At 58.1% G+C, this 25,756-nt stretch carries 20 protein-coding genes; 11 read left to right on the forward strand and 9 right to left on the reverse strand.

Features of this window, described 5'->3' with window-relative positions; translation table 11 throughout:
• Positions 1-66: 66 nt before the first annotated feature.
• The 5 genes from ACTG2S_RS05900 to ACTG2S_RS05920 form a co-directional block, all read right to left on the reverse strand.
• Positions 67-1,113, reverse strand: coding sequence for an ABC transporter ATP-binding protein (locus ACTG2S_RS05900; RefSeq protein WP_439982148.1), 1,047 nt, complete (start codon positions 1,111-1,113; stop codon positions 67-69).
• Positions 1,110-2,168, reverse strand: a complete 1,059-nt coding sequence (locus tag ACTG2S_RS05905) for an ABC transporter ATP-binding protein (protein WP_439982150.1) — start codon at positions 2,166-2,168, stop codon at positions 1,110-1,112. Before ACTG2S_RS05905 ends, ACTG2S_RS05900 begins: the two co-directional genes overlap by 4 nt.
• Before the next feature lie 31 nt (positions 2,169-2,199).
• The gene (locus tag ACTG2S_RS05910; protein WP_439982152.1) at positions 2,200-4,017 is read right to left on the reverse strand and encodes an extracellular solute-binding protein; all 1,818 of its coding nucleotides are present in this window, start codon (positions 4,015-4,017) and stop codon (positions 2,200-2,202) included.
• Between the two features lie 149 nt (positions 4,018-4,166).
• Positions 4,167-5,210 carry an ABC transporter permease gene (locus ACTG2S_RS05915; RefSeq protein ID WP_021230406.1) on the reverse strand — a complete coding sequence of 348 codons (1,044 nt, stop codon included), beginning with the start codon at positions 5,208-5,210 and terminating at the stop codon, positions 4,167-4,169.
• A 106-nt stretch (positions 5,211-5,316) separates the two neighbouring features.
• Positions 5,317-6,342 (reverse strand): ABC transporter permease subunit, encoded by a 1,026-nt coding sequence (locus ACTG2S_RS05920; RefSeq protein ID WP_031227629.1) that lies wholly within the window; start codon positions 6,340-6,342, stop codon positions 5,317-5,319.
• Positions 6,343-7,081: 739 nt separating this feature from the next.
• Between ACTG2S_RS05920 and ACTG2S_RS05925 the strand changes: the two genes are divergently transcribed.
• The 8 genes from ACTG2S_RS05925 to ACTG2S_RS05960 all read left to right on the forward strand — a co-directional run bounded on the left by ACTG2S_RS05925 (position 7,082) and on the right by ACTG2S_RS05960 (position 16,305).
• On the forward strand, positions 7,082-9,712 hold the full coding sequence (locus ACTG2S_RS05925; RefSeq protein WP_274160164.1) for a TonB-dependent receptor: 2,631 nt from the start codon (positions 7,082-7,084) through the stop codon (positions 9,710-9,712).
• Positions 9,713-9,820: 108 nt separating this feature from the next.
• Positions 9,821-10,585, forward strand: a complete 765-nt coding sequence (locus tag ACTG2S_RS05930) for a DUF3450 domain-containing protein (RefSeq protein WP_421280125.1) — start codon at positions 9,821-9,823, stop codon at positions 10,583-10,585.
• Entirely contained in the window at positions 10,582-11,955 is a 1,374-nt protein-coding gene (locus ACTG2S_RS05935) for a MotA/TolQ/ExbB proton channel family protein (protein WP_270820222.1), read from the forward strand. Before ACTG2S_RS05930 ends, ACTG2S_RS05935 begins: the two co-directional genes overlap by 4 nt.
• 10 nt (positions 11,956-11,965) lie before the next feature.
• Entirely contained in the window at positions 11,966-12,493 is a 528-nt protein-coding gene (locus tag ACTG2S_RS05940; protein ID WP_005338936.1) for a MotA/TolQ/ExbB proton channel family protein, read from the forward strand.
• 67 nt (positions 12,494-12,560) lie between these two features.
• Positions 12,561-12,968 carry an ExbD/TolR family protein gene (locus ACTG2S_RS05945; protein ID WP_033137735.1) on the forward strand — a complete coding sequence of 136 codons (408 nt, stop codon included), beginning with the start codon at positions 12,561-12,563 and terminating at the stop codon, positions 12,966-12,968.
• A 16-nt stretch (positions 12,969-12,984) separates the two neighbouring features.
• Entirely contained in the window at positions 12,985-13,620 is a 636-nt protein-coding gene (locus ACTG2S_RS05950; RefSeq protein WP_231719498.1) for an energy transducer TonB, read from the forward strand.
• An 11-nt stretch (positions 13,621-13,631) separates the two neighbouring features.
• On the forward strand, positions 13,632-14,873 hold the full coding sequence (locus tag ACTG2S_RS05955) for a tetratricopeptide repeat protein (RefSeq protein WP_204385119.1): 1,242 nt from the start codon (positions 13,632-13,634) through the stop codon (positions 14,871-14,873).
• Positions 14,874-15,384: 511 nt separating this feature from the next.
• Positions 15,385-16,305, forward strand: coding sequence for a L,D-transpeptidase family protein (locus ACTG2S_RS05960; RefSeq protein ID WP_042080607.1), 921 nt, complete (start codon positions 15,385-15,387; stop codon positions 16,303-16,305).
• 92 nt (positions 16,306-16,397) lie between these two features.
• Here the strand turns inward: ACTG2S_RS05960 and sppA are convergent, their stop codons facing one another.
• The gene (gene sppA, locus ACTG2S_RS05965; RefSeq protein WP_439982156.1) at positions 16,398-18,242 is read right to left on the reverse strand and encodes a signal peptide peptidase SppA; all 1,845 of its coding nucleotides are present in this window, start codon (positions 18,240-18,242) and stop codon (positions 16,398-16,400) included.
• A gap of 318 nt (positions 18,243-18,560) precedes the next feature.
• On the opposite strand from sppA, the gene ACTG2S_RS05970 reads away from it, so the two are divergent.
• Both ACTG2S_RS05970 and ACTG2S_RS05975 read left to right on the forward strand, forming a co-directional pair.
• A complete protein-coding gene (locus ACTG2S_RS05970) occupies positions 18,561-20,588 on the forward strand; it encodes an oxidoreductase (RefSeq protein WP_439982158.1) in 2,028 nt (675 codons plus the stop codon).
• A gap of 114 nt (positions 20,589-20,702) precedes the next feature.
• Complete coding sequence (locus ACTG2S_RS05975) at positions 20,703-21,251, forward strand: NAD(P)H nitroreductase (RefSeq protein ID WP_274160168.1); 549 nt, start codon at positions 20,703-20,705, stop codon at positions 21,249-21,251.
• Positions 21,252-21,632: 381 nt separating this feature from the next.
• Here ACTG2S_RS05975 and ACTG2S_RS05980 read toward each other — a convergent pair whose 3' ends face one another.
• The 3 genes from ACTG2S_RS05980 to ACTG2S_RS05990 all read right to left on the reverse strand — a co-directional run bounded on the left by ACTG2S_RS05980 (position 21,633) and on the right by ACTG2S_RS05990 (position 24,782).
• On the reverse strand, positions 21,633-22,187 hold the full coding sequence (locus tag ACTG2S_RS05980; RefSeq protein WP_274160169.1) for a sugar O-acetyltransferase: 555 nt from the start codon (positions 22,185-22,187) through the stop codon (positions 21,633-21,635).
• Between the two features lie 162 nt (positions 22,188-22,349).
• The gene (prmA, locus tag ACTG2S_RS05985) at positions 22,350-23,228 is read right to left on the reverse strand and encodes a 50S ribosomal protein L11 methyltransferase (protein WP_274160170.1); all 879 of its coding nucleotides are present in this window, start codon (positions 23,226-23,228) and stop codon (positions 22,350-22,352) included.
• A gap of 537 nt (positions 23,229-23,765) precedes the next feature.
• Entirely contained in the window at positions 23,766-24,782 is a 1,017-nt protein-coding gene (locus ACTG2S_RS05990; RefSeq protein ID WP_279497831.1) for a zinc-binding alcohol dehydrogenase family protein, read from the reverse strand.
• A gap of 100 nt (positions 24,783-24,882) precedes the next feature.
• On the opposite strand from ACTG2S_RS05990, the gene ACTG2S_RS05995 reads away from it, so the two are divergent.
• Positions 24,883-25,755 carry a LysR family transcriptional regulator gene (locus tag ACTG2S_RS05995; protein ID WP_162504381.1) on the forward strand — a complete coding sequence of 291 codons (873 nt, stop codon included), beginning with the start codon at positions 24,883-24,885 and terminating at the stop codon, positions 25,753-25,755.
• The last annotated feature ends 1 nt before the right edge of the window (position 25,756 follow it).

The raw sequence follows: 25,756 nt of genomic DNA on the forward strand, positions 1-25,756 counted from the left end.
CCCGATAGCACGAGGCGGCCTGATAGCCGCCTCGTCTGTTTCTACCCTGGCGTTTGTTCGCTGCGTCTAGCTCGCCTGCTCCAGTCTGCTGTCGCCGCTCGTAGCGTTGTCACTGATGGCGTTGCCGCTGATGGCGTGACCACCGACGGCGAGCGGGGTGTGGCAGGCCACCTGATGCTGGGCCTCATCGCACACCTCAAGCCTTGGCGCCTTGCTCTTGCACAGCTCGGTCGCATGGGGGCAGCGCTGGTGGAAGTGGCAGCCGCTTGGCGGCGAAATGGGGGAGGGCACATCGCCGGTCAGCAGAATGCGCTGGCTGCGCCTGCGCGGGTCTGGCACCGGAATGGCGGAGATCAACGCCTGGGTATAGGGGTGGCGTGGCGCCAGATAGAGCGACTGGGCATCCGCCAGCTCGACGATCCGTCCCAGATACATCACCGCGATGCGATCCGAGATGTGTTTGACCACCGACAGATCGTGGGCGATGAAGATGATGGAGAGGTTCATCTCCCGCTGCAGGCTGAGCAGCAGGTTGACGATCTGCGACTGCACCGAGACATCGAGGGCCGAGACCGCCTCGTCGCACACCAGCAGTTTGGGCTTGAGGGCGATGGCACGGGCGATGCCGATACGCTGGCGCTGACCGCCGGAAAACTCGTGGGGGTAGCGATCGACTGCGCTGCCCGGCAGGCCCACTTTTGCCAGCAGCTCCTGCACCCAGGCGCGGCGCTGCTCAGTGTTGCCTTTACCGTGGATGATAAAGGGCTCCTCCAAAATCTGGCCCACGGTATGGCGGCTGTTGAGAGATTCTGCAGGATCCTGAAATACCATCTGCATCTCTTGGCGCAGGGAGCGCATCTCCTTCGGGCTGAGGGCGGTGATATCGCGCCCCTCGAAGGTGATGGTGCCCGCGGTCGGCTCGAGCAGCTTGAGCAGGCTGCGCCCGAGGGTGGACTTGCCGCAGCCAGATTCACCCACCAGCCCCAGCGTCTCCCCCTGTTTCAGGTCGAAGCTGATGCCATCCACCGCGTGAACCGTATATTGCTTGCGCAGGAACCCGCCTCCCAGCCGGAAGTGCTGTTTCAGATCCCTGACCGATAACAGAGTGCTCATACGGCCAACTCCTTCCAGTAGTGACAGGCGACATGGTGACGCAGATTTAACTGCTCCACCGCCGGAATGGCGCTGACACAGAGATCGGTCGCGTGGGGGCAGCGGTTGGAGAAGCGGCAGCCAGCGGGCATCTCGTGCAGGGCTGGCACCTGTCCCTTGATGGTCTTGAGCAGGCTCTTGGGCTCATCCTCCAGGCGCGGGATCGAGCTCATCAAGCCGTGGGTATAGGGGTGACGCGGGTGGTCAAACAGCTCGAACACGTCGGCCTGCTCTACCGCCCGCCCGGCGTACATCACCACCACTTCGTCGCACAGCTCCGCCACTACCCCAAGGTCATGGGTGATAAAGATGATGGCCATCCCGGTCTGGGCTTGCAGCTCTTTCATCAGTTCGAGGATCTGGGCCTGAATGGTGACATCCAGCGCCGTGGTCGGCTCGTCACAGATCAGCAGGTCTGGCTCGCAGGAGAGCGCCATGGCGATCATCACCCGCTGGCGCATGCCGCCGGAGAGGTTGTGAGGGTAAACGGCAAAGCGCTGGGCAGGCTCAGGGATCCCCACCTTCTGCAGCATGGCGATGGCCGCGGCTTTGCGCTGGGCCTTGTCATACTCGGGGCGATGGAGGCGAAACACCTCCATCAGCTGTTCCCCCACCGTCTGCACCGGGTTTAGGGCCGTCATCGGCTCCTGAAAGATCATCGAGATGCGGTTGCCGCGCACCTTGTACATCTGATCCGGCGCAAGGGACAGCAGCTCTTCCCCCTGAAAGCGGATGGAGCCTGCTACCACCTGACCATGGGGCTTGGGCAAGAGCCCCATGATGGCGAGTGAAGTGACACTCTTGCCACAGCCAGACTCGCCGACGATCCCCAGCGTCTGACCCGGGGCCACCTTGAAGCTGACCCCATCGAGCACCTTGATCTTGCCGTCATCGACGCTGAACTCCACCTCGAGATCGCGCACTTCGAGGATCGGGGTCTGGTTCTGTCCGCGATGAGCGGCGAACTCCCCCCCGTTATCCGGTTCGCCAAGAATGGGGGCCTGGGTGTTGGGCATAACTGCTGCTCCCTTCGCAATGGCCTGAATATCAATGACGTGCATAGGTCTTGTCGAGCAGGTTGATGGGCGCCAGCGCCTCCCCTGCCTCCTTGGCGTTGCGAGTCTCTTCCTTCACCTTGGGATCGAGCCAGAGCAGACCGCCACTGCTGTGAGGATAACCGTCCATCGGCCAGTAGAGCAGATCCGGCGTGTTCTTGGTGGCAGGCACCTCCGGCAGCATCACATAACGCCAGCTGCTGGCCCGCACATAGTTGAGCTGCACCCCGGGCACGAAGATGGCGAGATCATAGATGCGCTGCTGGATCTGCTGGGAGAGCTTGGCCCGCTTGGCCATGTCGAATTCGACATTGTAGGCTTCGATCAGCGCGTCGAGCTCCTTGTCAGCCACGTTGAACAGGTTGTTGGTCTGCGGTTTGTTGGCGTTGGCGGAGTGGAAAAACTCCCAATATTGCGGATAGAGACCGCCGCCGCCCCAACCGAGCCAGGCCGCTTCGTGTTTCTTCTCCAGCATCACCTTGAAACCGGTGGCGCCATCCACCAGATTGAGCTCCAGATCCAGACCCGCCTTCTTGGCCTCCTCTTTCAGCACGGTCAGGCGCTTGGAGTGCTCCTGACTGGTGTAGGTGAGTGCCAGCGTCAGCCGCTCCCCCTTCTCATTGTGCAGGATGCCGTCCGGCCCCGGCTTGTTGTAGCCGCCCTTGGCAAAGTACTCCCGCGCCTTGCCGATGTCATAAGCCCGCTCCGGCAGCGTGATGTCAGTGAACTCGCCAAAGCCCGAGTCAAAGGTGGTGGCTCTGTCATAGTCGCCGCGCAGCACGGTCTCGATCATCTTGTCGATGTTGAAGGCGTGCTGGATGCCGAGGCGCACGTTTACGTCCGCCAGCTTGGGGTTGGCCACATTGAGGTGAACCCCCTGACCGCCCTGTTTGGTATGGGTCATGGCCATTACCTTTTGCACGTAGCCTTTTTTGTACTCCGGGGTGACCGCTTTTTCATGCCACCAGTTGGGCAGGATCATCTCGAAGGTATCGATCTCCCCTTTCAGGAAGTGGCGGAAGGCGATGTTGTGGTCGCGGATCACCTGCACCTTGATGGTGTCGATGTTGAATCTGTGCTGGTTGTAGCGATCATCCTTTGCCCACCAATCCTTCTGCTTGCTGAAGGTGACCGACTTGCCCTTCTTGACGTCGCTGATCACGTAGGGACCTGTGGTGGGCACCACGGCCCAGTTGTACTGCTTCACCCAGTTGGGGGTCAGCTTGTAGTAGTGCTTGGGCTGGGGCCACAGCTCGGTGGTGTTGAGCAGGTCCATCTTGGCCTTGCGGTTGCCCGCTTTGACCATAATGGTGTGATCATCGATCTTCTCTACCGCTACCACTTCAGTGGTGTAGTAGTTGTTGAACCAGGGCCCCTTGATGTGTTTGGAGCGCATCATCTCGTAGCCGAAGGTGTAGTCATTGGCATTGACCGGCTTGCCATCCGACCATTTGGCGCGGGGATCCAGCTTGAAGTAGACGGTCTGGCTGTCTGGCGCGATGGCCCAGTGGGTCGCGAGCGAGGGGATGGGGTTGCCGGTATTAGGATGGAAGCTGATGAGTCGCAACTGGTTATCGAGAATAAAGGAGCGGAACGATCCGTTGGAGTCAGGCCCCACGGTGCGGAACGTCAGCGGAAAGCTCTCCACAAACATATTGAGGCTGCCGCCCGACAGCGCCTTGGGGGAGGCGAACACAGGATCCGTGTCGTTGGTCTCCCATTTGAGATCCGCGGGCAGGCTGGCCGCCCAGACCCAGGATCCGTTTACCAGCACAAAGAGAGCACCTATCCATTTGATTTTATTTTTCATGTTTGACTTCCAGGTCTGGCCCCTGCACTGGGGGTCTTGATTGATAACGGGATTATCCCTTGCTCCCGGGACCGCCGATGGCGGCGGCCCGTCCTTCATTAATCACTGTTTGTTACCCGACGCCAGCCGATGCACTGGCATCGGCTGGCTTATTGGTAACGGGTAAATTTGCGCGGATCGAACGCCTCGCGGATCGCCTCACCGATAAAGGAGACCATGATCAGCACCAGACTCACCGCTGCCACCACTGAGCTGACGATCCAGATGGCATCCAGATTGTTGATGCCCTGGGAGAGCAGCTCCCCCCAGCTCGGGGTCGGCGGTGCCAGCCCGAAGCCCAGATAGTCGAGTGCTGTCAGGGTGGAGATATTGCCCACCACGGCGAACGGCGCCAGGGTGACGATCATCATCAGGGTGTTGGGCAGGATGTGGTTGAAGATGATCCGCCCGGTGGTCGCCCCTTGTGCCCGCGCCGCCATCACATAGTCCCGCGCCCGCTCCTTGTAGGTGAGGGTGCGCATATACCAGGTGATCCCCATCCAGCCGAACAGCACGTTGATGGCGACAAACAGGCCGAAGTTGGGCTTGGCCAGCGACACCAGGATCATGATGACGTAGAGAAACGGCACCTGGGACCAGATCTCGATGAAGCGTTGCAGAATGAGGTCAAAGCGGCCGCCGAGAAAGCCCATCAGACAGCCGATGGTGACTCCGATGGCGTAACTGGCCGCCAGCGCGATAAAGGCAAAGCCGATGGCGATGCGAAAGCCGTAAACCAGCCGCGCCAGCACGTCGCGGCCGCTGGTGTCGGTGCCGAGGAAGTGGCGCTCGGCCACGCTGGGGGCGTAAGGCGGGTAGGCATCCTCCTTGAAATCCTGCTCGTAGGGGTTCCAGGGTACCGGCGGCAGCAGCACCCAGTCGCCCTGGCCCTCTGCGGCAAACTTGGCCTTGAGCTGGCGGTAGTTGGTTTCGTACTCGTAATCGAGCCCGAACTGCTGACCGGGGATCACATCGCCATAGGTGGGGAAGTGCAGCTGGCCCTGATAGCTCACCATCAGTGCCCGGCTGTTGACCAGCAGCTCCGCCAGCAGGGAGAGCAGCACCAGGGTGGTGAAGATGATGAAGGAGTAGTAACCGCGCTTGATCGACTTGAAGCGCTTGAGTTTTTTCAAGGTAACCGGATTGAGCTTCATGGTCAGTCTCCAAACCGCACGCGCGGATCAACGAGGGCAACGCAGATATCGGAGACGATATGGCGTGATATCAGCATCGGCATGGCAATAGAGGTCTGGTTCATGGTCAGTCTCCAAACCGCACGCGGGGATCAACGAGGGCAACGCAGATATCGGAGACGATATTGCCAATCAGCATCAGCATGGAGGTGATGGCCAGAATGCCCATGACGGTGGGGTAATCCCGCTCGACGATCGCCTCGTAACCGAGCAGGCCGATGCCGTCGATGTTGAAGATGGTCTCGATGAGGAAGGAGCCGCCAAAGAAAACGGTGAGCACAGACCCCAGGTGACTGGCGATGGGGATCAGGCTGTTGCGCATGGCATGGTCGGTGACCGCCTTGCGAAACGGCAACCCCTTGGCCACGGCGGTACGCACATAATCGGCCGACAGGTTCTCCATCAGGCTGTTTTTCATAGTCATGGTTAGGATGGCGAAATCGCCGATGGCGTAGGCGATAAGCGGCAGCAGGGCGTGGGCAAAGACAGTGCGGATCTGATCCCAGCTGCTCTCCATGTACTCAAAGTCATCCCCCGGAAAACCGCCCATCGGCAGCCACTCCAGATGGAAGGCGAAGACGGTGATGAGGAAGATCCCCACCACGTAGGCGGGCAGGGCATAGGCCATGTAGATGAGCATGGAGCTCAACGAATCGAAGCGGCTGTTGTGCCTGAGCGCCTTCGCCACCCCCAGCGGAATGGAGACCGCATAGCTCAGCAGAAAGGTCGCCAGTCCGAAGAAGGCGGTAACGGGGAGCCGCTCCTTGATGAGATCCCACACCGGCTCGTAGTAGCGGGTCGATTCGCCCAGGTCCAGCACCGCCAGCTTCTGCAGCCACTCCCAGTAGGCGACCAGCATGGGCTTGTCGAGGCCATAGAAGGCCTTGAGCTCCTCGATCTGTTCATCGGAGAGGGCCTGCGCCCCCTTGCTGCCGCTGGAGCGGCCAGATTCATTCTGGGAAACCTGGGCTTGCAGCAGCATGCGTTCGACCGGTCCGCCCGGCACGAAACGGGTGATGGTGAAGACGAGCAGGGTGATACCGAGAAACGTCGGGATGATCAAAAGCATCCGGCGTAGGAAATACGACAGCATGGTGGAACCTCGTCCTTGTTGTTCTTTTTTGCGGCCAGTCAAATCCGGTGACGGGCCTGTCCTTCCTGGCATTACGCGCTGGATTGGTTGCCAAACAGCAGACAATCCGCTTGGCCACTGTAAAAGCTCTGCAACAAAAATCAAGTACAAGGAAATGGAAAACTGGGACAAATGACCCGCTGAGACCAAAAGCACCGAAAAATGACGTTTTTTATCTGAAAAGTGAAAATCAAAACAAAACGCTACTGCTCAACATTATTTTAAAAAATATAAACAGATGTTTGTTTGAGTTTTGAATGCCTTTAAATTGTTGATTTGTAATGTTTTTGTTTGTGGCGTGAAATTGAAGGAAAACGATGTCATCTCGACAATTTTATCTGTTATCCCCATGAGAACGGTCAGGTGCAACCCTCATGAAGTTAGTGTTTTATTCTTATTAATGCCGATAAATCAAAATAAGATATAAACGGACAGCACGTTAACTAATAAGTTCATCAAATTTTAATTCAGCGCCATTTACGCCATTTAACAATATTTTTACATTGTGCTGGTTGTTTTTGGCAGAATTATTCACTAATTATGTCGGTCAAAATTAATACACTCCGCTTATTCTACGCCTGACTTCGCCATACCCCTGCTCCATTGACGTCGCTAGTCAAAGATTGATAAGCCTTACACATCGCTCCAAAGAGGGCGGTATCAGGAAGCAAACAATAAACAACCAGGAAGGATATAAGCGATGCTTAGGAAGAGCAGAATCTCTGCTGCGATTGCGTTCGCCTTGGCGAGCCTTGCGGCGGCCCCATCCGTATCTGCCGAAGAAGGGCAGAACGTCGAAAAACTGCAGAAAATCAAAGTCACTGGCTCTCGTATCTCTCGGGTTGAAGTTGAGACTGCACAACCTGTGCAGGTGATGAGCAAAGCTGATATCGAAAGAAGTGGTTTAACTTCTGTTGGTGATATTCTGCAGCGTATTCCAGCTATTTCAGGTCAGGCACAAAGTACATCTGTTAACAACGGTGGCAATGGTACGGTTACCGTAAACCTGCGAGGTTTGGGTACGCAAAGAACGTTGGTATTGGTGAATGGCAGACGAATGGTGTATGGCGGCTCTGGCGCGAACTCATCTGTTGACCTGAATACTATTCCCGTTGCAATCATTGAGCGTGTTGAGATCCTTAAGAACGGAGCATCCTCCATCTATGGTGCTGATGCAGTGGGCGGTGTGGTTAACATTATCACCAAGACTGGATTTGATGGGTTTGAGCTGAATGGTCAAATTGGTCAAACCAGTAAATCCGATGCAGAAGCTCACGATGTGAACATGGTTGTCGGCGGTTCAACTGATGTTTCCAACTATGTGTTCTCTGCTGGTCTCGTGGAAGAAAAAGAAGCAATGGCCGGATCCCGCTCTTTTTCAAATGTCGATTATGAGCATGATGGTGAGGGTGGCCAATATATTGGAGGCAGTAGCCGTGTCCCTTGGGGCTATTTCAAAACCAGTCAAGGGGTTCTGACAAAGGGGCCTGAAGGCAGTGCAACCCTTCGGCCATATGATTCTGTTTCTGACGCATATAATTATGCTCCGGCAAACTACTTAAAGACACCAAGCAAACGTTGGTATACGTCCTTCTTTGGAGATCGCTCTCTGGGACAATTGGGGGGGCTGGGTGAAACAAGGTTTTTCTCTGAAGCATCTTATTTAAATCGTCAATCAGATTATTTGTTGGCCGCGACACCATTGGCTTCAGGTACTGATGGTTTGAATCCAATTTCGAAAGATAATGCATTTAATACAACCGGTGAAGATATATCTGACTGGCGGTATCGCACTATTGAAGCCGGTGGTCGAAATAGGATGTTTGACTCATCGACTAGCCGATTGGTATTAGGTTTTGATGGGCAACTTGAAAACTCCTGGACTTGGGATACTGCGTTTGTTTATGGCAAGACCAAAACGACTGAGTCTGAACAAAATGTGTTCATGAAGGACCGCATTAATAATGCCATTGGTGCAACATCTGCTGATGGCAAGCAGTGCCTTGACTCCGGAGGAAAAGTAATAGCTGGTTGTGTGCCTTGGAACTTGTTTGGTGGTGGCTTAAGCCAGGAAGCGCTCAAGTATGCGAGTTTTACCCGTAATGACAATGGCTCAAATGAGCAGCAGTCATTGGAGTTTAACTTGTCTGGTGATTTGCTAGAGTGGCAAGCAGGCACTATCGGATTTGCTACCGGCTATCAGGTACGCAAGGAAAGTGGTGAAACTAATCCAGATGCATTGGTATCCCTGGGTAATGCAACTGGTAATGCAGAAACCGCCACCAAGGGGAGCTATGATGTTAACTCTTTGTATGGCGAGTTGATCGTTCCACTGTTGTCAGATAAGCCTTTTGTAGAGTCCTTGGAAGCGAGTGTCTCTTCACGCTATGATAATTACAGCTCATTTGGTGACAATATCGCAATGGGTTATAGCATTACCTATCGTCCATATAGTGACCTGATGTTGCGTGGTACTTATTCTGATGTGTTCAGAGCGCCGACAATCTCTGATCTGTATAGCGGTAAATCACAGAGCTTTGATCCATTAACTGATCCTACAGGGCAAGATGATGACCCGCAAAAACCAGTTTACTACGGTGGTAATAGCGAGCTAAAACCAGAGCAAGGATATAGTACCTCTTTGGGGGCTGTATATTCCCCTTCGTATATAGAAAATGCATCTCTGACAGTCGATCTCTGGTCGGTTAAACTGGATGACGTCATTGATGTTGTTAATCCTCAGTATATGTTGGATCAGTGTTTTTCTAGTGGCCAGTTCTGCGACAAGATAGATCGCGCGCCAGATGGAAAAATAATGGGGATCGATGCCACCTATGCAAATTTGAATTCGTTGGAAACCAATGGCGTAGATTTTAATGTTAAATATGCCTACGATTTCGATTTTGCAATGCTTGCTGCTAACTGGGAAAACTCATATTTAAAGAAATATGAGGTGACTCAGCCAAATGGTGAAACACTGGATTATGCGGGCACATTTGTTAGCGACCAAATTGGCAACTATTCAAAGTGGCGCTCAACAATGTCACTGGATCTGTTTAATGAAAAAGTGGGAGGGAGTTGGTCTGCTCGTTATATTAAAGGTGTTACTTATACGGCAGATGACATAGATTTTAATGTCCCGAGTATGGTTTACCATGATTTGAATGCGCGTTATCAGGTGACTAAATCCTTGCGTTTGACCACAGGGATTAATAACGTGTTTGACAAAACACCACCACTTATCTTGAATGCGCTGTCAGCGAATACAGATACCGTTACTTATGATGTGCTCGGTAGAACTTATTACCTGAGAGCGAACTACAAGTTCTAATCAACCCCGTTGATATACAACCTCAGCCGGCCCGGTCGGGCCGGCTGTGCCCAACGTCCAAGGAAGTTACGGAGATAGGGTAATCCTATGAAGACAAGGACCATTACAATGAAGAAAGCGCTCCTTGGCAGCCTGGTTTCGGCCGCCTTGTTGACCAGCTTCAATCTGAGTGCCGCCACTGCCGGTCAGGCCGTGGACGATCAAGCCGCCACCGACAACGCATCCAAAGTTTCCCAGCAGAAGATCGACAGCTATGCCGAATCTGCCGAATCCGCATTGGCCCAGTACAAGGCTGCCCTGCGTCAGGTCGACAGTCTGCGCACCTACAACGAACAGGTGGGCAAGATGGTCGAATCCCAGAGCGCCGAGCTGGCCTCGATGCAAAAGCAGATCGCCCAGATCGATCAGACCAGCACCGAAGTGGTGCCGCTGATGCTCAAGATGATCGACTCACTCGATCAGTTCGTCGCCCTGGATCTGCCATTTCAGAAGGTCGAGCGCGAGGACCGCGTAGCGGCCCTGACCGACCTGATGAATCGGGCCGATGTCACCATCTCAGAGAAGTACCGCAAGATCCTGGAGGCTTACCAGATCGAGGAGGGCTTCAGTCGCACCATCGAGGCCTACAAGGCGAGCCTGGATAAGGATGGCAGCGAGAAGACCTACGAGTTTTTGCGCGTCGGCCGTATTGCCCTGCTCTACCAGTCCCCGGATGGCAATGAGACCGGCATGTGGAACAAGCAGACCCGCCAGTGGGAAGTTCTGCCAGAGGCGTATCGCAGTGCGGTTGAACAGGGCCTTCGCATCGCCAAGAAGCAGGCGCCTCCCGCCCTCATAAAGCTGCCGGTTCAAACTGCGGAGAAAGCATCATGAAAGGAATCAAACTTGCTATTGCCTCCCTGATCGCGGGAGCAACCCTGGTCACTCTGCCGGTGACCGCCGCCGAGAAACCGGTGGATCTCAATGCGCTGCTGAACCAGGTCAAGGCCTCCAGCTTAAGTGAATCCCAACTCAACAAGGAGCGGGAAGCCCGCTTCCTGGCCGACAAGAACGAGCAAGGGGCGCTGTTGGCCAAGGCCAAGGCCGAGCTGGCTGCCGAAACGGCCAAGGGGGAACGGCTCAAGGCGACCTTCGATGCCAACGACAAGCAGCTGACCGAGCTGACTGAAACCCTGCGCCAGCGTTCCGGCAACATGGGTGAGATGTTTGGTGTGCTGCGTCAGTTTGCCGGTGAGTTCAAGGGGATTTTCAACGCCTCTGCCCGTCGGGTCGAACATCCGGAGCAATCTGCCTTGCTGACCCGTCTGGCCGAGAGTAAAGAGCTCCCCTCCAGCGACGATCTGGAAGCGTTCTGGACGACCACCCTCAGCCGCATGGTTGATGGTGGCAAGGTAAGCCAGATCCCGGCGACTGTGGTCTACGGCGAGGGCAACCAGGCCGAGAAGACCGTCACCCAGATCGGTGAGTTCAACACCGTCTCCGAAGGCAAGTACCTCACCTTCGTGCCGGAGACCGGCAAGTTCGAGCAACTCCCCCGTCAACCGGACAAGGGGGTGCTGGAGCCTATCGCCGAGTTTGAACAGGGTGGTGACGGGGTCAAACCCATCTTCATCGACCCGTCTCGCGGCGTGATCCTCTCTCTGCTGGTGCAGTCTCCGACCTTCAAGGAGCGGGTCGATCAGGGTGGTGAAGTCGGTTACGTCATCATGGTGCTCGGTGTGCTCGGCACCCTGCTTGCCATCTTCTGCGGTGTCCGCCTGTCGCTGATCGGCACCTCCATGCGCAAGCAGCTGAAATCCGATCAGATCATCAAGGGCAACCCGCTTGGTGACATGCTGGGTGCCTACCAGAGTCATCGTGGTGACAACATCGAGGATCTGGAGTCCAAGCTCGACGAGATCATCCTGCGCAACGTACCCAAGTTCGAGAAGGGCATCAGCATCATCAAGCTGATCGCCTCCGTCGCCCCGCTGCTGGGCCTGCTGGGTACCGTGGTGGGGATGATTGCCACCTTCCAGGCCATCACATTGTTCGGTACTGGCGATCCCAAGCTGATGGCAGGCGGTATCTCCGAGGCGCTGGTGACCACCATGCAGGGTCTGGTCGTCGCGGTGCCCATGCTGTTCCTTTACACCATTGTGCAGACCCAGAGCCGTCGTCTGATCCAGGTGCTGGAAGAGCAGAGCGCCGGGTTCGTCGCCCGTTATCAGGAACGTCTGCACGCCTCCAAAGCTGCAGCGTAAGGAGTCACCCATGTGGTTCTGGTTGATTGAAGAAGTCGAGTCGGTCCGCCGGTTTCTGGGATTGGGGGGCGATGTACTGGTCGCCCTGTTCTTCCTGACCCTGATGATGTGGGCCTTGCTGCTGGAGCGCTGGTTCTACTTTATGGCGGTCTACCCCAAGCAGGTGAAACAGACCAAGGCCACCTGGCTGGCCCGCACCGATCATCTCTCCTGGTCTGCCAAGCAGATCCGGCGCGAGCTGGTCTCACGGGTCGCCATGGCGGTGGACAAGGGGATGCCGGTCATCAAGGTGCTGATCGCCCTCTGTCCGCTGATGGGGTTGCTCGGTACCGTGGTGGGGATGGTGCAGGTGTTTGACACCCTGGCCATCACCGGCACAGGTTCGCCGCGGGCCATGGCATCGGGGATCTCCAAGGCAACGGTACCGACCATGGCGGGCATGATTGCCGCCCTTTCCGGCCTGTTTTTTGTCAACCAGCTCGATCACAAGGCCAAACTGGCGGTGCAAAAGTTGGAAGACAACCTGAAACACGGTTGATGCAGGATGCATACCCCCGGCGAGGCATGGCCTGCCGGGGGCACAGAACAAGCAAGGAGTTTCTGCTATGAGAAAACGTTACAGCGACAGCGGTGCTGACGAGGCGGCTATCGATTTGACCCCCATGCTGGACATAGTGTTCATCATGCTGATCTTCTTCATCGTCACCACCTCCTTCGTCAAGGAGTCCGGTGTCGAGATCAACCGTCCCAGTGCCAGCACGGCCGAGACGGTGAAGAAGGGCAATATCATGGTCGCGGTACGCGAAAACGGTCAGGTCTGGGTCGACAAGCGCATCGTGGAAGTGGGGGCGGTACGTGCCAACATCGAGCGGCTGCGTGCCGAGAACCCGGAGAGCGCCGTGGTGATCCAGGCCGATACCGAATCCCGTTCCGGTCTGGTGGTGCAGGTCATGGATCAGATCCGCATGGCCGGTGTCCAGAACATCTCCATCGCTGCCAGCAAGAGCAGCTGATGCTGGAGAGAGACCTATGAGATACCTGATATCGTTGGCGGTCTCCTGTGTGGTGGTGTTCTTTCTGTTTCTGGGAATGAACAAGCTGATCACACCGGATCACCGGGAGCTGGTGGAGAAGGATGACGTCGCCATGACCGATTTCATTCGCATCAAGCCCCAGGAGACCCTGCAAGAGAAGCAACGGGAGCTGCCCAAACCGCCGCCGCCGAACCGTCCGCCGCCCCCTCCCGAGATGGAGGTGGCCAGCACGGATCGGCCGCAGATGGAGAGCTCTCCCATGGATATGCCCAAGCTCGACATTCCGGTCAACATCGGTGGCGGCAACGCCCTCGGTGCCTACAGCACCGGTGGCGGCGGTGGCGGGATAGGTGGCAACAACGGCGCCATTCCGCTGGCCACCTTCGAGCCCATGATGCCCCGCAAGGCGGCGCTGGCGGGTCTGGCCTCCGGCAAGGTGCTGGTGGAGTTCACCGTCACCGAGCGCGGCACCGTCAGCAACGTGCGGATCGTCAAGGAAGAGCCTCGCAGCTATGACCTCGGCAAAGAGGCGCGCAAAACCATCGCCAAGTGGACGTTCAAACCGGCCATGGTGGATGGCAAGCCGCAGGCGAGCCGTATGCAGCAAGAGATCGAGTTCGCGGTCAACTAAGGAAGGTGGCGATGAACAAGTTACACAAGATGATCCTCGCCCCGGTCGCCATGGCGGTGCTGCTCAGCACCGCCAGTTGGGCCGCCGAGCAGCCGGCCCTGTCGGATCGGGCCTATCGGGCGGTCAACAAGGCGCAGGAGCTGATCACCGAGAAGAAATACGGCGAGGCCAATGCCAAGCTGCAAGACGCGCTCTCCGGCGCGGGCGAGCGGGTTTACGACAAGGGGGTCATATTGCAGACTCTCGGTTTCGTGGCCGCCCAGCAGGAGAAATACGGTCAGGCGACCAAGTACTTTGCCGATGCCATCGCGACAGGCGGCTTGCCGCCACCGGTGGCCCAGCAGGTGCGCTACAACCTGGCCCAGCTTTATATGGCGGAGGGTAATTATCAGGGCTCGATCAAGACCATGAAGGAGTGGTTTGCCAACCAGGGCAAGGATGACAAACCCAACTCCCATGCCTATATCACGCTGGCCAACGCCCACGTGCAGCTCAAGCAGTACCGTGACGCGATCCCGGCAGTGGATCAGGCGATCAAGCTGTCGGCAGGTAAAGCGCCGGAGTCCTGGTATCTGCTGAAGATGGGGGCTCACTACGAGTTGAAACAGTACAAACCGGCGACCGAGGTGCTGACCTCTCTGGTCAACATGTTCCCGGAGAAGAAGAAGTACTGGACCCAGCTCTCGGCCATGCATATGCAGGCAGGCAACGATGCCAAGGCGCTGGCGGCGCTGGAGTCGGCCTACAACCTCGGCATGTTGACCGAGGCTGCCGAGCTGCAGCGGTTGGCCAACTACCTCGCCTTCACCGGCATTCCCCATCGCGCCGCACGGGTGATGGAGAAGGGGATGAAGGATGGGGTGATTGAGCCGAGCGCCAGCAACTACAAGACCCTGGCCAACTATTGGCATCAGGCCAAGGAGCTGGATCCGGCCATCGACACCCTGGCCAAATCTTACCAGCTGGCCCCGAGCGCTGAATTGCAGCTGAAAATGGCACGCATGATGATCCAGAGCAAACGCTATCAGGATCTGGTGGCGCTGGCCGCCAAACCGGCAGCCAATGCCAATGGTGAACAGCGTGCAGATCTCAAGTTCCTGACCGGGGTCGCCTATTTTGAGCAACAAAAGCCGAAGGAGGCCCTCAACGCCTTCACCCAGGCGGCTCAGAATGGTAACGTCAGCGGTCGGGCATCTCCGTGGATCAGCTTCCTCAAAGAGCAGAGTGGCACCGGAGAGGCAGCCGTCCAGTAATTCCAATGACAACTACCTGTAGTCCCTTTTATGGTTGCCTGGTGGCTCCATTAACCGCTCTTCGGAGCGGTTTTTTTATAGCTGAAACCGGCACCGGCGGGTGGCCGACGCACGGTTTTATCCCTCTTCATGCCAATAAAGAGCTTCCGTCGACATTGGTCTATCTCTCCCGATGTGACAAACGTTTTATCTAGGGCTGCAACCGTGAAGCAAGGTGGCGCTGCGCTGTGGTTGACGGGAGCTTGGGTGGCTCGCTGACTGGCGGGCTGTGCCATTCATCTTTCACTCAGCTGCGACTTGCCAGTGTGGCTTTTGCCCTGTTGATAAGCGTCACACCGAAAACGGCTACTTTTAACAAGAAAAGCAACATATGGAAGTTGAAATTTTGGCCGACTCAGGAAAGAATGCGCGCTCGGTTATTGGCGTCGTGGGGCAGGTTGACCCGCCACCGGCAGACCGAGGATGAGACGGCCCCCGGCCCATTTGGTACAGGAAACCACACAGGAATTTTATGAATCCCCTTCGCACTGCCGCTTCGGCCCTTTTATGCACACTTGCGCTGGTCAGCCAGCAGGCTGCCGCCGTCGAGTACCGTCTGCCTGCGGCCAACAGCCGCCTGATCGGTGAAAACCAGGAATACGTGGTGCCTGCGGACAACCGTCCGCTGGAGCAGATCGCTGCTGACTTCCAGCTGGGTCTGACCAACATCATGGAAGCCAACCCGGGCGTTGATCCCTATCTGCCGAAAGCGGGTAGCACTCTGATCATCCCTCATCAGCTGATCCTGCCCAACGCGCCCCGCGAAGGGATCGTCATCAACGTTGCCGAGATGCGTCTCTACTACTACCCGAAAGGGAAGAACGTGGTGGAAGTGCTGCCCATCGGCATCGGTCAGCTGGGGGTCAACACCCCGGAGAATTGGATCACCAAGGTAGAGCGCAAGCGCGCCAACCCGACCTGGACCCCGACCGAGAACATCCGTCGTCGCTATGCCGCCCAGGGCAAGACTCTGCCGGCAGTATGGCCAGCCGGTCCGGATAACCCCATGGGTCTGCACGCCCTCTATATCGGCAACCTCTATGCCATCCACGGCACCAACGCCACCTTCGGTATCGGTCTGCGGGTGAGCAGCGGTTGCGTGCGTTTGCGCGCTGACGACATCAAGTATCTGTTCGACAACGTGCCGGTCGGCACCCGCGTCCAGTTCGTCAACCAGCCGGTCAAGACCACGGTCGAGCCGGATGGCGGTCGCTACATGGAAGTACACGAGCCGCTGTCGCGCACCGAGGAGGAGTTCAACTCCACCGCCTCCGTGCCGCTCCCGATGACACCGGCCATCACCCGCTTCATCGCTCACGCCGAGTCTGACTCCAACGTGGTCAAGCAGGTGCTGGAACAGCGTACCGGTATGCCGACCCGCCTCAATCCCTGATTGAGCAAGTTGGCGGTGCCGCGCGCACTGGCTGAATAAAGAAAACGGCGACCAAATGGTCGCCGTTTTTTATGGGGAGAGTCACCGCTTGCTCACTGCACGCAGACCGGGCAGAAGGCGTAGGTGCCTTGCGGATCGTTGAAGCGGGTGAGCGGGTCGAGACTGCGGTTCACTTCCACCAATGCCTTGCCAAATCCTGCCGGCAGCCAGCTTTGCAACTGGGGGGCCAGCACTTGGGCACTGCTGTCAAACAGCTGGCGCAGGAACTTGTCCTTGGTGGACTCCTCCTGCTCGATGGGGGTGACCTGCCACTCTTTGAGGTTGGCCAGGTCGGCGGCGGCCTTGATGGCGTCATCCAGATTGCCGAACTCGTCCACCAGCCCCAGGGCCTTGGCATCTTCGCCGGTCCAGACTCGCCCTTCGGCCGCTTTCTCGGCCTCTTCCGGGCTCAGACCACGGCCCTTGCTGACCAGACCGATGAAGCGCTGGTAGGTATCTTCCACGCTCAGCTGGATTGCCTGACCGACGTGATCCGGCAGGGCGCGGGTCGGGCCGACGCCAACGTAATCTGTGGTGCCGACCCCGTCGGTATGCACCCCGAACTTGGCCAACGCCTTGTCGATGGTGGCAAACATGCCGAACACCCCGATGGAACCGGTGAGGGTGGTGGGGGAGGCGAAGATTTTGTCCGCATCGGCGGAGATCCAGTAGCCACCGGAGGCGGCATAGCTGCCCATGGAGACCACTACCGGCTTGCCAGCCTGTTTCAGGGCCAGCAGCTCGGCGCGGATCTGCTCGGCGGCGAAGGCGCTGCCGCCCGGGCTGTCGACCCGCAGGACCACGGCTTTGACCTTGTCATCGCGGCGGGCATCGGCCAGCAGGTCGGAGAGGCTATCACCGCCTATGGTACCGGCAGGCTGGACGCCATCCATGATGGCGCCGCTTGCGACCACCAGACCCACCTCATCCTTGCCGCTCTGGGGATATTGTTCCGGAATGGCAGCCAGATACTCTTTCAGGCCGACCCCTTTCCAGCCGTGGTCGTCCGCTTCACCCACCTCTTTAATGACCGCCTGGGTCATCTCGTCACGGGTGGCCAGCTGATCCACCAGCCCGTTGTCGAGGGCGTAGTTGGCGGCATTGCCACCGGCTTTGCGCAGCAGCTCGAGGAAGCGCTCCTTGCCCGGTGCCACGGCATCCGGTTCGATCTCCCGCTGCTCGGCCACGTCAGCCACATAGGATTGCCACAGCTGATCAAGCCAGCGCTGGTTCGCCTCTTTACTCTCGGGGGACATCTCGTCGCGGGTATAGGGTTCGACGAAGGATTTGTAGGTGCCGACCTTGAATACATGCGGGGTGATGTTGAGCTTCTCCAGCGCCGACTTGAAGTAGGTCTGGTAGACCCCAAGCCCCTCGATCACCACGGCGCCGCTCTGGTTGAGCAGCACGTGATCGGCGTGGGCCGCCAGCAGGTATTGCCCCTGAGTGTAGAAGTCGGCCATGGCGATCACCGGTTTGCCGCTCTCCCGGAAGGAGTCGATGGCACTCGCCACCTCCTGCAGTTTGGTGAAGTTGGCCCCCTGCAGCCCTTGCGGCTTGATCACCAGCGCCTTGATGCGCTCGTCATCCTTGGCACTCTTGATGGCCCACAGCAGGTCGGAGAGGACGATCTCGCTCGGCTGCTCGTCGCTGCTGTCCATCTGGCGCAGCAGTTGTATGGTGGGATCTGTCTGGGAGCGTTGCTCCACCAGCACGCCGTTGAGATTGAGGGTTAGCGCCCCTTCGATGGGCGCCTTGGGAGCCTCTTTCTGGCTGACGCTGAAGACGATGACCAGCACTACGATGAGAAACAGCAGATTGACCAGCATCAGCCGGGTGAAATTGAGCAGGCGCCACAGGCTGCGGAACAACCAACCCAGACCTTTGAAAATAGACATAGTCGCGTTATCGCCCTGTTAATGGGTAGAGAAGAGCCATTATTAACCAGTTGCGGGCGAAATTGCCATTTCCGACTGGCGGATCCCGCCTATCTTCGTTCAGGGCACAGCTGTTCGCTGAAAAATTGTCCAAACATTTGTTTGAAAAAGAATTTTCGATTCTTTACTCTAGCCTCAGTTTGATAACAAAAAATTAACTGGAGGCATCGTGAGCCGCTATCCGACCCTGCTGACCCCGCTCGACCTTGGTTTTACCCAGCTGCGCAACCGGGTGTTGGGCGTTGTTCCATGCACCCTGGCCTTAAAGAGGAAGGCATCATGAGTCGCTATCCCCATCTGCTGACGCCCCTTGACCTCGGTTTTACCCAGCTGCGCAACCGTGTGTTGATGGGCTCCATGCATACCGGCCTCGAAGAGGAGAAGGGCGGTTTTGACAAGCTGGCCGCCTTTTATGCCGAGCGCGCCCGTGGTGGTGTTGGCCTTATCGTCACCGGCGGCATTGCCCCCAACCTGCGCGGTCGGCTGGTGCCTCACGGCTCTCAGCTGAGCTTTCCCTGGCAGGTGAGCAAGCACAAGAAGGTGACCAGCGCCGTGCATCAGGAGGGGGGCAAGATAGCGCTGCAGATCCTCCATGCCGGTCGTTACGCCTATCATCCTTTCAGTCTGGCCCCGAGCGCCCTCAAGGCACCCATCTCCCCGTTCAAGCCACGCGCCATGAGCGAGCGACAGATCCGCGGCACCATTCGCGACTTCGCGGCTACAGCAGCGCTGGCTAAGGCGGCCGGTTATGACGGCGTCGAGGTGATGGGCTCGGAAGGCTATCTCATCAACCAGTTCATCTGCGAGCGCACCAACAAACGGACCGATGGCTGGGGCGGCAGCAGCGAAAACCGGATGCGCTTCCCGGTGGAGATTGTCCGCGCCATCCGCGAGCGGGTCGGCACCGACTTCATCATTATCTTCCGCCTCTCCATGCTGGATCTGGTGGAGCAGGGCTCGACCCTGGAAGAGGTGATTGCCCTTGGCAAAGCGCTGGAAGCGGTGGGGGTGACCCTGATCAACACCGGTATCGGTTGGCACGAGGCGCGTATTCCCACCATCGCCACTAGCGTGCCGCGTGGCGCCTTCAGCTGGGTGACCGCCGAGCTGAAAAAACATCTCAAGGTGCCGCTTATCACTACTAACCGGATTAACACCCCCGAGGTGGCCGAGCGGATTCTGGCGGGTGGCGAGGCGGATATGGTCTCCATGGCGCGCCCTTTCCTGGCGGATCCCGAATTTGTCATCAAGGCGGCCGAGAACCGGGCGGACGAGATCAACACCTGCATCGCTTGCAATCAAGCTTGCCTTGACCATGTGTTCAAGCAGAAGCGCGCCTCCTGTCTGGTCAATCCCCGCGCCTGCTTCGAGACCGAGCTGACCTTTGGCCGCGTGCCCCAGCCCAAAAAACTGGCGGTGGTGGGGGCGGGCCCGGCCGGGCTGGCATTTGCCTGCTACGCTGCCGAGCGCGGTCATCAGGTGAGCCTGTTCGATCAGGCCAGCGAAATCGGCGGCCAGTTCAACTTCGCCAAGCAGATCCCGGGCAAGGAGGAGTTTCACGAGACTCTGCGCTATTTCGCCAAACGGCTGGAGAAGTGCGGCGTCGAGCTCTATCTGGGCCAGCGCCAGAGTGCCGAGAGCCTGCTCGGCGGCGGTTTTGACGAGGTGATCCTCGCCACCGGTATCCGTCCGCGCACCCCCAATATCCCGGGGATCGAGCATCCCAAGGTATTGAACTACCTCGATGTATTGCGGGATCACAAGCCGGTCGGCCAGAAGGTGGCGGTGATCGGTGCCGGCGGCATCGGCTTCGATGTGGCTGAGTATCTGGTAGAGAAGAAAGTGGAGATGGATGCCGATGGGCACCGTGATCACTGGCTCAAGGAGTGGGGCATCGACAAACAGCTTGGCGAGCGCGGTGGCCTCACGGCTCCTGAAATCGACGCCCCCGAGCGCCAGATCTGGCTGCTCCAGCGCAAGGAGAGCAAGGTGGGTGACGGACTTGGCAAGACCACCGGCTGGATCCACCGTACCGTGCTCAAGAACCGCAAGGTGCAGATGCTCTCCGGGGTGCAATATCTGGGGATCGATGACGAGGGCTTGCACATTCAGGTGGGCGAGACCAAGCAGTGTCTACCGGTGGATCAGGTGATCGTCTGCGCCGGGCAGGAGCCCCTTAAAGAACTGCAGGCCGGGTTGCAGGCGGCAGGCAAGCCGGTGCACATCATCGGCGGTGCCGATGTGGCTGCCGAGCTGGATGCCAAGCGCGCCATCCGGCAAGGGGCCGAGCTGGCTGCGATCATCTAGCCAACTGTGCCCTCTTGTCCTTTATAGTGCGATAAACCCCTGAGCCTCAGGGGTTTTCTTCATTCGGTGCTGTGCTAAGGTAGCGCCATCATTGCCCCAGAGAAGGAATTGCCCATGGATGCCCTCACCCTGTTGCTCAATCGCCACTCCTGTGGCCGTCTCGCCGATCCCGCTCCGAGCGGTGAGGTGCTCGACAATATCCTCAAGGCGGGCTTGCGCGCGCCGGATCACGGCACCCTGACTCCCTGGCAGTTCATTCTGTTCGAAGGGGAGGGGCGCGAGCAGCTGGGCAAACTGCTGGCCGAGGCGGCCCGTGCCCGCGGTGAAGATGAAGAGAGCATCAAGAAGTGCAGCGAAGCCCCGCTGCGGGCGCCTTTGATCGTTGCAGTGGCAACCCGTTATCAGGATCACCCCAAGGTGCCGAAACTGGAGCAGGAGCTCTCTGCTGGTTGTGCCCTGATGGCGATGCAGATGGCGGCGCAGGCACAGGGCTTCAACGGTATCTGGCGCTCCGGCTGGTTTATCTTCGATGAGCAGATCAACAAGGGACTGGGACTGGCGGCAGACGATCAGCTGGTGGGTTTCCTCTATCTCGGTACTCCCATGCTGGAAGCACGCAAACTGCGCGAGCTGCCGCTCGATGAGTTTGTCCGCCGTTTCTGACTTTTCGCCACGTTGCGGTTGAGAGAAGCAAAGCCTCGAGAAATCGGGGCTTTTCTGTTTAACCGTGAATAGTAACCAGAGAAATTGGGGAAAATAAATGGGTCAAAGAGGCTTCGCGCGCCATAGCAGGTAATTATTTAAATAGTGCGATGTACCTCGCAATCCTGTTGTATTTCACTATGTAAAACGTTTGCGCATTCGCTAATATCTCCCTGCCAGTTTAGAAGGGCACTCCTTCTAATTTTTCTGCGATGAGAGTCGCAATTCCGTAGCACCTTTTAACAGCCCAACGTCTTCGTGACATTGGGCTTTATTTTTTTATGGGGTGTCAGGGTTGTTGTGAGTTGATGGCGGCATCGTCATGCAGCCCGGTTGGCAGCCTTATGCCCTGTTTTTGGCTGGCAGGATCCGGGCCGGGTTGCCGACTACCCGAGCACCGGCCGGTACATCTTTGGTGACTACGGCGCCTGCGCCGACGATCGCCTCCCGCCCTATGGTGACGCCGGGCAGCAAGATGGCGCCGCCCCCAATCCAGACCTTGTCTTCAATGGTGACCGGCAGCGCTGTCTCTGTTCCCTGAATTCGTTCGTCGGCCTCCAGCGCATGGGCTGCGGTATAGATCTGCACGTTTGGCCCAATCATCACATGGGCGCCGATGCGAATGGGGGCGTTGTCCAGCAGGGTAGCCCCCATATTGATGTAGCTGCGCTCGCCAAGGTGGATGTGGCAGCCATAGGTGCAGTAGAGGGGCGGGCAGATAAAGGCATTCTCTGCCAGTTCGCCAATCAGCTCCGCCAGTAGTGCCCGCTGCTCTGTCTTCTCTTCCGCCTGATTGAAACGGCGATAGCGCCGTGCCGCCTCCCGGCGCAACTGGGCCAACTCGGGTGCCATGCAGTTGTACGGTTGGCTGCTGATCATCTTCTGGTATTCGGTCATGGCAGGGCCTCAATGATGTGGAGGAACGATGTTAATCCCTCATTGGCCAGAGAAGCGTGAACCTTCCCCCAGAGTGAGAAAAGGGAGAAACAACAAGAGCACCCGCGGGTGCTCTTGTTTAATAAAGATGCTGACTTGCCGCCTTGAGAGCGGGAGCTATGTTTAGCCGTGCTTGCGGCCAGAGAGGCGGCACCACTCCTCCTTGACGGCGGTCGGGTCCATATCGAACCACTGGCCGTAGATGGTTTCCAGCTCCGGGGCCTGGCTCTCCAGCACGCCGGAGAGGGCCATCAGGCTGCCCGGCTTGCCGTGGCCGGCAATAAGTGGAGCCAGTTCGCGCAGCGGGCCGGCCAGGATATTGGCGACCACCACGTCCGCTTCGACATCTTGCGGCTGGTCGGCCGGCAGGTAGAGCTCAATCTGGTCGGCAACGCCGTTGCGCGCGGCGTTGTCACGGCTGGCCTGAATGGCTTGCGGGTCGATGTCGATGCCGATGACGCGGGCGGCACCCAGTTTCAGGGCGGCGATGCCGAGAATGCCGGAGCCACAGCCAAAATCGACCACGGTTTTACCGGTCAGATCCAGCCCGTCCAGCCACTGCAGGCAAAGTGCCGTGGTGGGGTGGGTACCGGTACCGAAGGCCAGACCCGGATCCAGCATGACGTTGACCGCATCGGGGTTCGGCACGTCGCGCCAGCTCGGGCAGATCCAGAGGCGCTCGCCAAACTGCATGGGGTGGAAGTGATCCATCCACTCGCGCACCCAGTCCTTGTCTTCCAGCTGCTCGACCTTGTAGCCGACATTTTCGCCGAAGATCTGCTGGAAGAAGGCGATGGTGGGAGCCGGATCGGTTTCGGCATCGAACAGACCCATCACTTCGGTCTCGCCCCAGAGCGGGGTTTCACCGGGCATGGGTTCATAGACGGGCACATCCTTGGCATCCATAAAGGTCACCGCCTGGGCTCCACGCCCCAGCAGCATGTTGCTCACCTTGTCTGCGGTCTTGGCAGTGGCGTTGATTCGAATTTGTATCCAGGGCATGGCGTCGACTCTTCATAAATGTGAAACCGCGAGATTCTACCATCATGGGGCAGTGCTGTCGTGGTTTGCCCATGACGTGGAGGGATACGGGGGCTTTTGCCGGATTGGCACGGTTCCTGTATTGCTCTATGCAGGCGAAGACGACCGGTTTTCGCTGAACGCTTTGCTCAAGTTCCGTCATCTTTCACTGCCACCCTCGGGTGGCATTTTTTTATTTGCACTTCTTTGCCTGGTAAACAGTCTGCCAAACAAAAAAAGAGCAAGGTTGGCACCTTGCTCAAGGACGGGCTGACGTCGTTTTGGCGCATTCATGCTGCTGTTGGCACGCCAGATGCAAAGACTAATATGTCCTGCATAAGGATATGTGTGTGATTGTTACCCCAATGTTCAGGTATTCAGGCCATTTCTCGCGAAATGGCCTCTTTTTTGGCTGATTGTCGGACGTTGGTCTGCCACAGGCTGTCATGATTGCCGCTGATTGTGCCCGTTTGGGGCATCTCCTTGGTGAACTTATCCCATCATGGTGCGTTGGAGGGCTTAGTTGACAAAGCCGCTCATGTCGATCACCAGCTTGCCTACCATGCGGCCCGCTTCCACCTCGGCATGGGCCTGAGCCAGCGTGACCGGGGTCAGTGACGGGATGGTTCTGGTCAGGGTGGTCTGCAATACCCCTTCATCGACCAGTGCCGCTACCCGGCCGAGCAGGCGGTGCTGCTCGATCATGTCTGGCGTCTGGAACAGGGAGCGGGTGAACATGAACTCCTGGCTGAAGGTGACGCTCTTGCTCTTGAGCAGGGAGAGATCCCACGGCTCGCTCGATTCGGCGATGGTGCAGATATGGCCGAACGGACGGATCAACCCGGCCATGGTGGCCCAGTGCTCGGCGGTGGCGTTGGTGCAGAAGATGGCATCGACCTGAGTGATGCCAAGGGCGGTCAGCTCCTCCTGCAACTTGTGGTGGTTTACGACCTGATGGGCGCCCATCTCGAGGCACCACTCGCGGCTCTCGGGGCGGGAGGCGGTAGCAATCACCTCCATACCTGTGAGTTGGCGGGCCAGCTGGATGGCGATGGAGCCCACGCCACCGGCGCCGCCGATGATCAGCAGTTTGCCACGGCTCTCGCGGGTAAGAGCGAAGCGCTCGAACAGGGTCTCCCAGGCGGTGATGGCGGTGAGCGGCAGGGCGGCGGCCTCCACATCGCTCAAGCTGGTGGGGGCGATGGCGGCGATGCGCTCATCCACCAGTTGCAGGGCGCTGTTGCTGCCCGGACGGCTGATATCGCCGGCATACCAGACCCGGTCGCCCGCCTTGAACAGGGTGACTTCGCTGCCGGTGGCGATCACTTCCCCCACCGCATCCCAGCCGAGTACCCGGGGCGAGCTTTCAATTTTGGCCTTGGGGGAGCGCACCTTGGTATCCACCGGATTGACGGAGGTGGCGGTGACCCGCACCAGCAGGTCCCGCGGGCCCGGAACCGGATCGGGCAGGTTGGCGGAGATAAAGCAGTCGGGGTGGTCGCTTGGCAGATAGTGAGTCAGGGCAATGGCTTTCATGGTTTTTCCTTTCAAATCGCTGTGTTCGGGATTGCCACTCACTCTATTCTGGTTGATTATCAAGATTAAGATGGGTAATCGGTAAAGACTGTTTGAATATATGAACAATGTCGATCTGGAGTTGATGGGACTGTTTGCCACCGTGGTGGAGCAGGGGAGCTTTACCCGGGCCGCCGAGCTGCTTGGTATGCCCAAGTCATCGGTGAGCCAGAAGATCTCGCGGCTCGAATCCCAGCTCGGGGTGCGGCTGTTGCAGCGCACCACCCGCAGGTTGAGCCTGACCCCGCAGGGGGAACTCTATGTGGAGCACTGTCAGGGACTGCTGGCACTGGCCCGCAGTGCCAATCTGGCGATGGCACGGCTGCGCTCGGCCCCGGCGGGGCGGGTGCGGATCACTGCCCCCGAGGCGACCGGTACTCTATTGCTTGGCCGGATCCTCGCCGAGTTTCGCGCCCTCTATCCCGAGGTGGTGCTGGAGCTGACCCTGAGTGACGATCAGCTAGATCTGGTGGGGGAAGGTTATGATTTGGCGCTGCGGGCGGCGCCGCTGAAAGACTCCAGCCTCATCTGTCGGCGTATCGGTCAGGTGGCGCGTCATCTGGTGGCAGCGCCCGCCTATCTGGCGGCCCACGGCATGCCGCAACAGTTGAGCGAGCTGGGCCGTTATGCCTGCCTGGTGCACTCGGCCATGCCGGTGTGGCCATTGCAGGAGGGTGGCTGGCGGCCGCAGGGGGCCTGTGTCAGCAACAGCTTGCTGGCGCTGCGGGAGATGGCGCTTCATGACGGGGGGATTGCCCTGTTGCCCCACCATGTCTGTGAAGGGGATTTGGCGGCGGGGCGGCTGCAGAAGGTGTTGCCGGATCAGCCGATTCCGGCCAACCCGTTTTACCTTATCTATCCGAGTCGGGAGCATCTGGCTCCCGCCCTGCGCACCCTGATGGATTTCGTGGCCGAGCGGTTGCCGTTTGCCTGAG

Origin of the sequence: Aeromonas sp. 82P (assembly GCF_051919365.1) — a bacterium.
Classification (GTDB): Bacteria; Pseudomonadota; Gammaproteobacteria; order Enterobacterales; family Aeromonadaceae; genus Aeromonas; species Aeromonas veronii.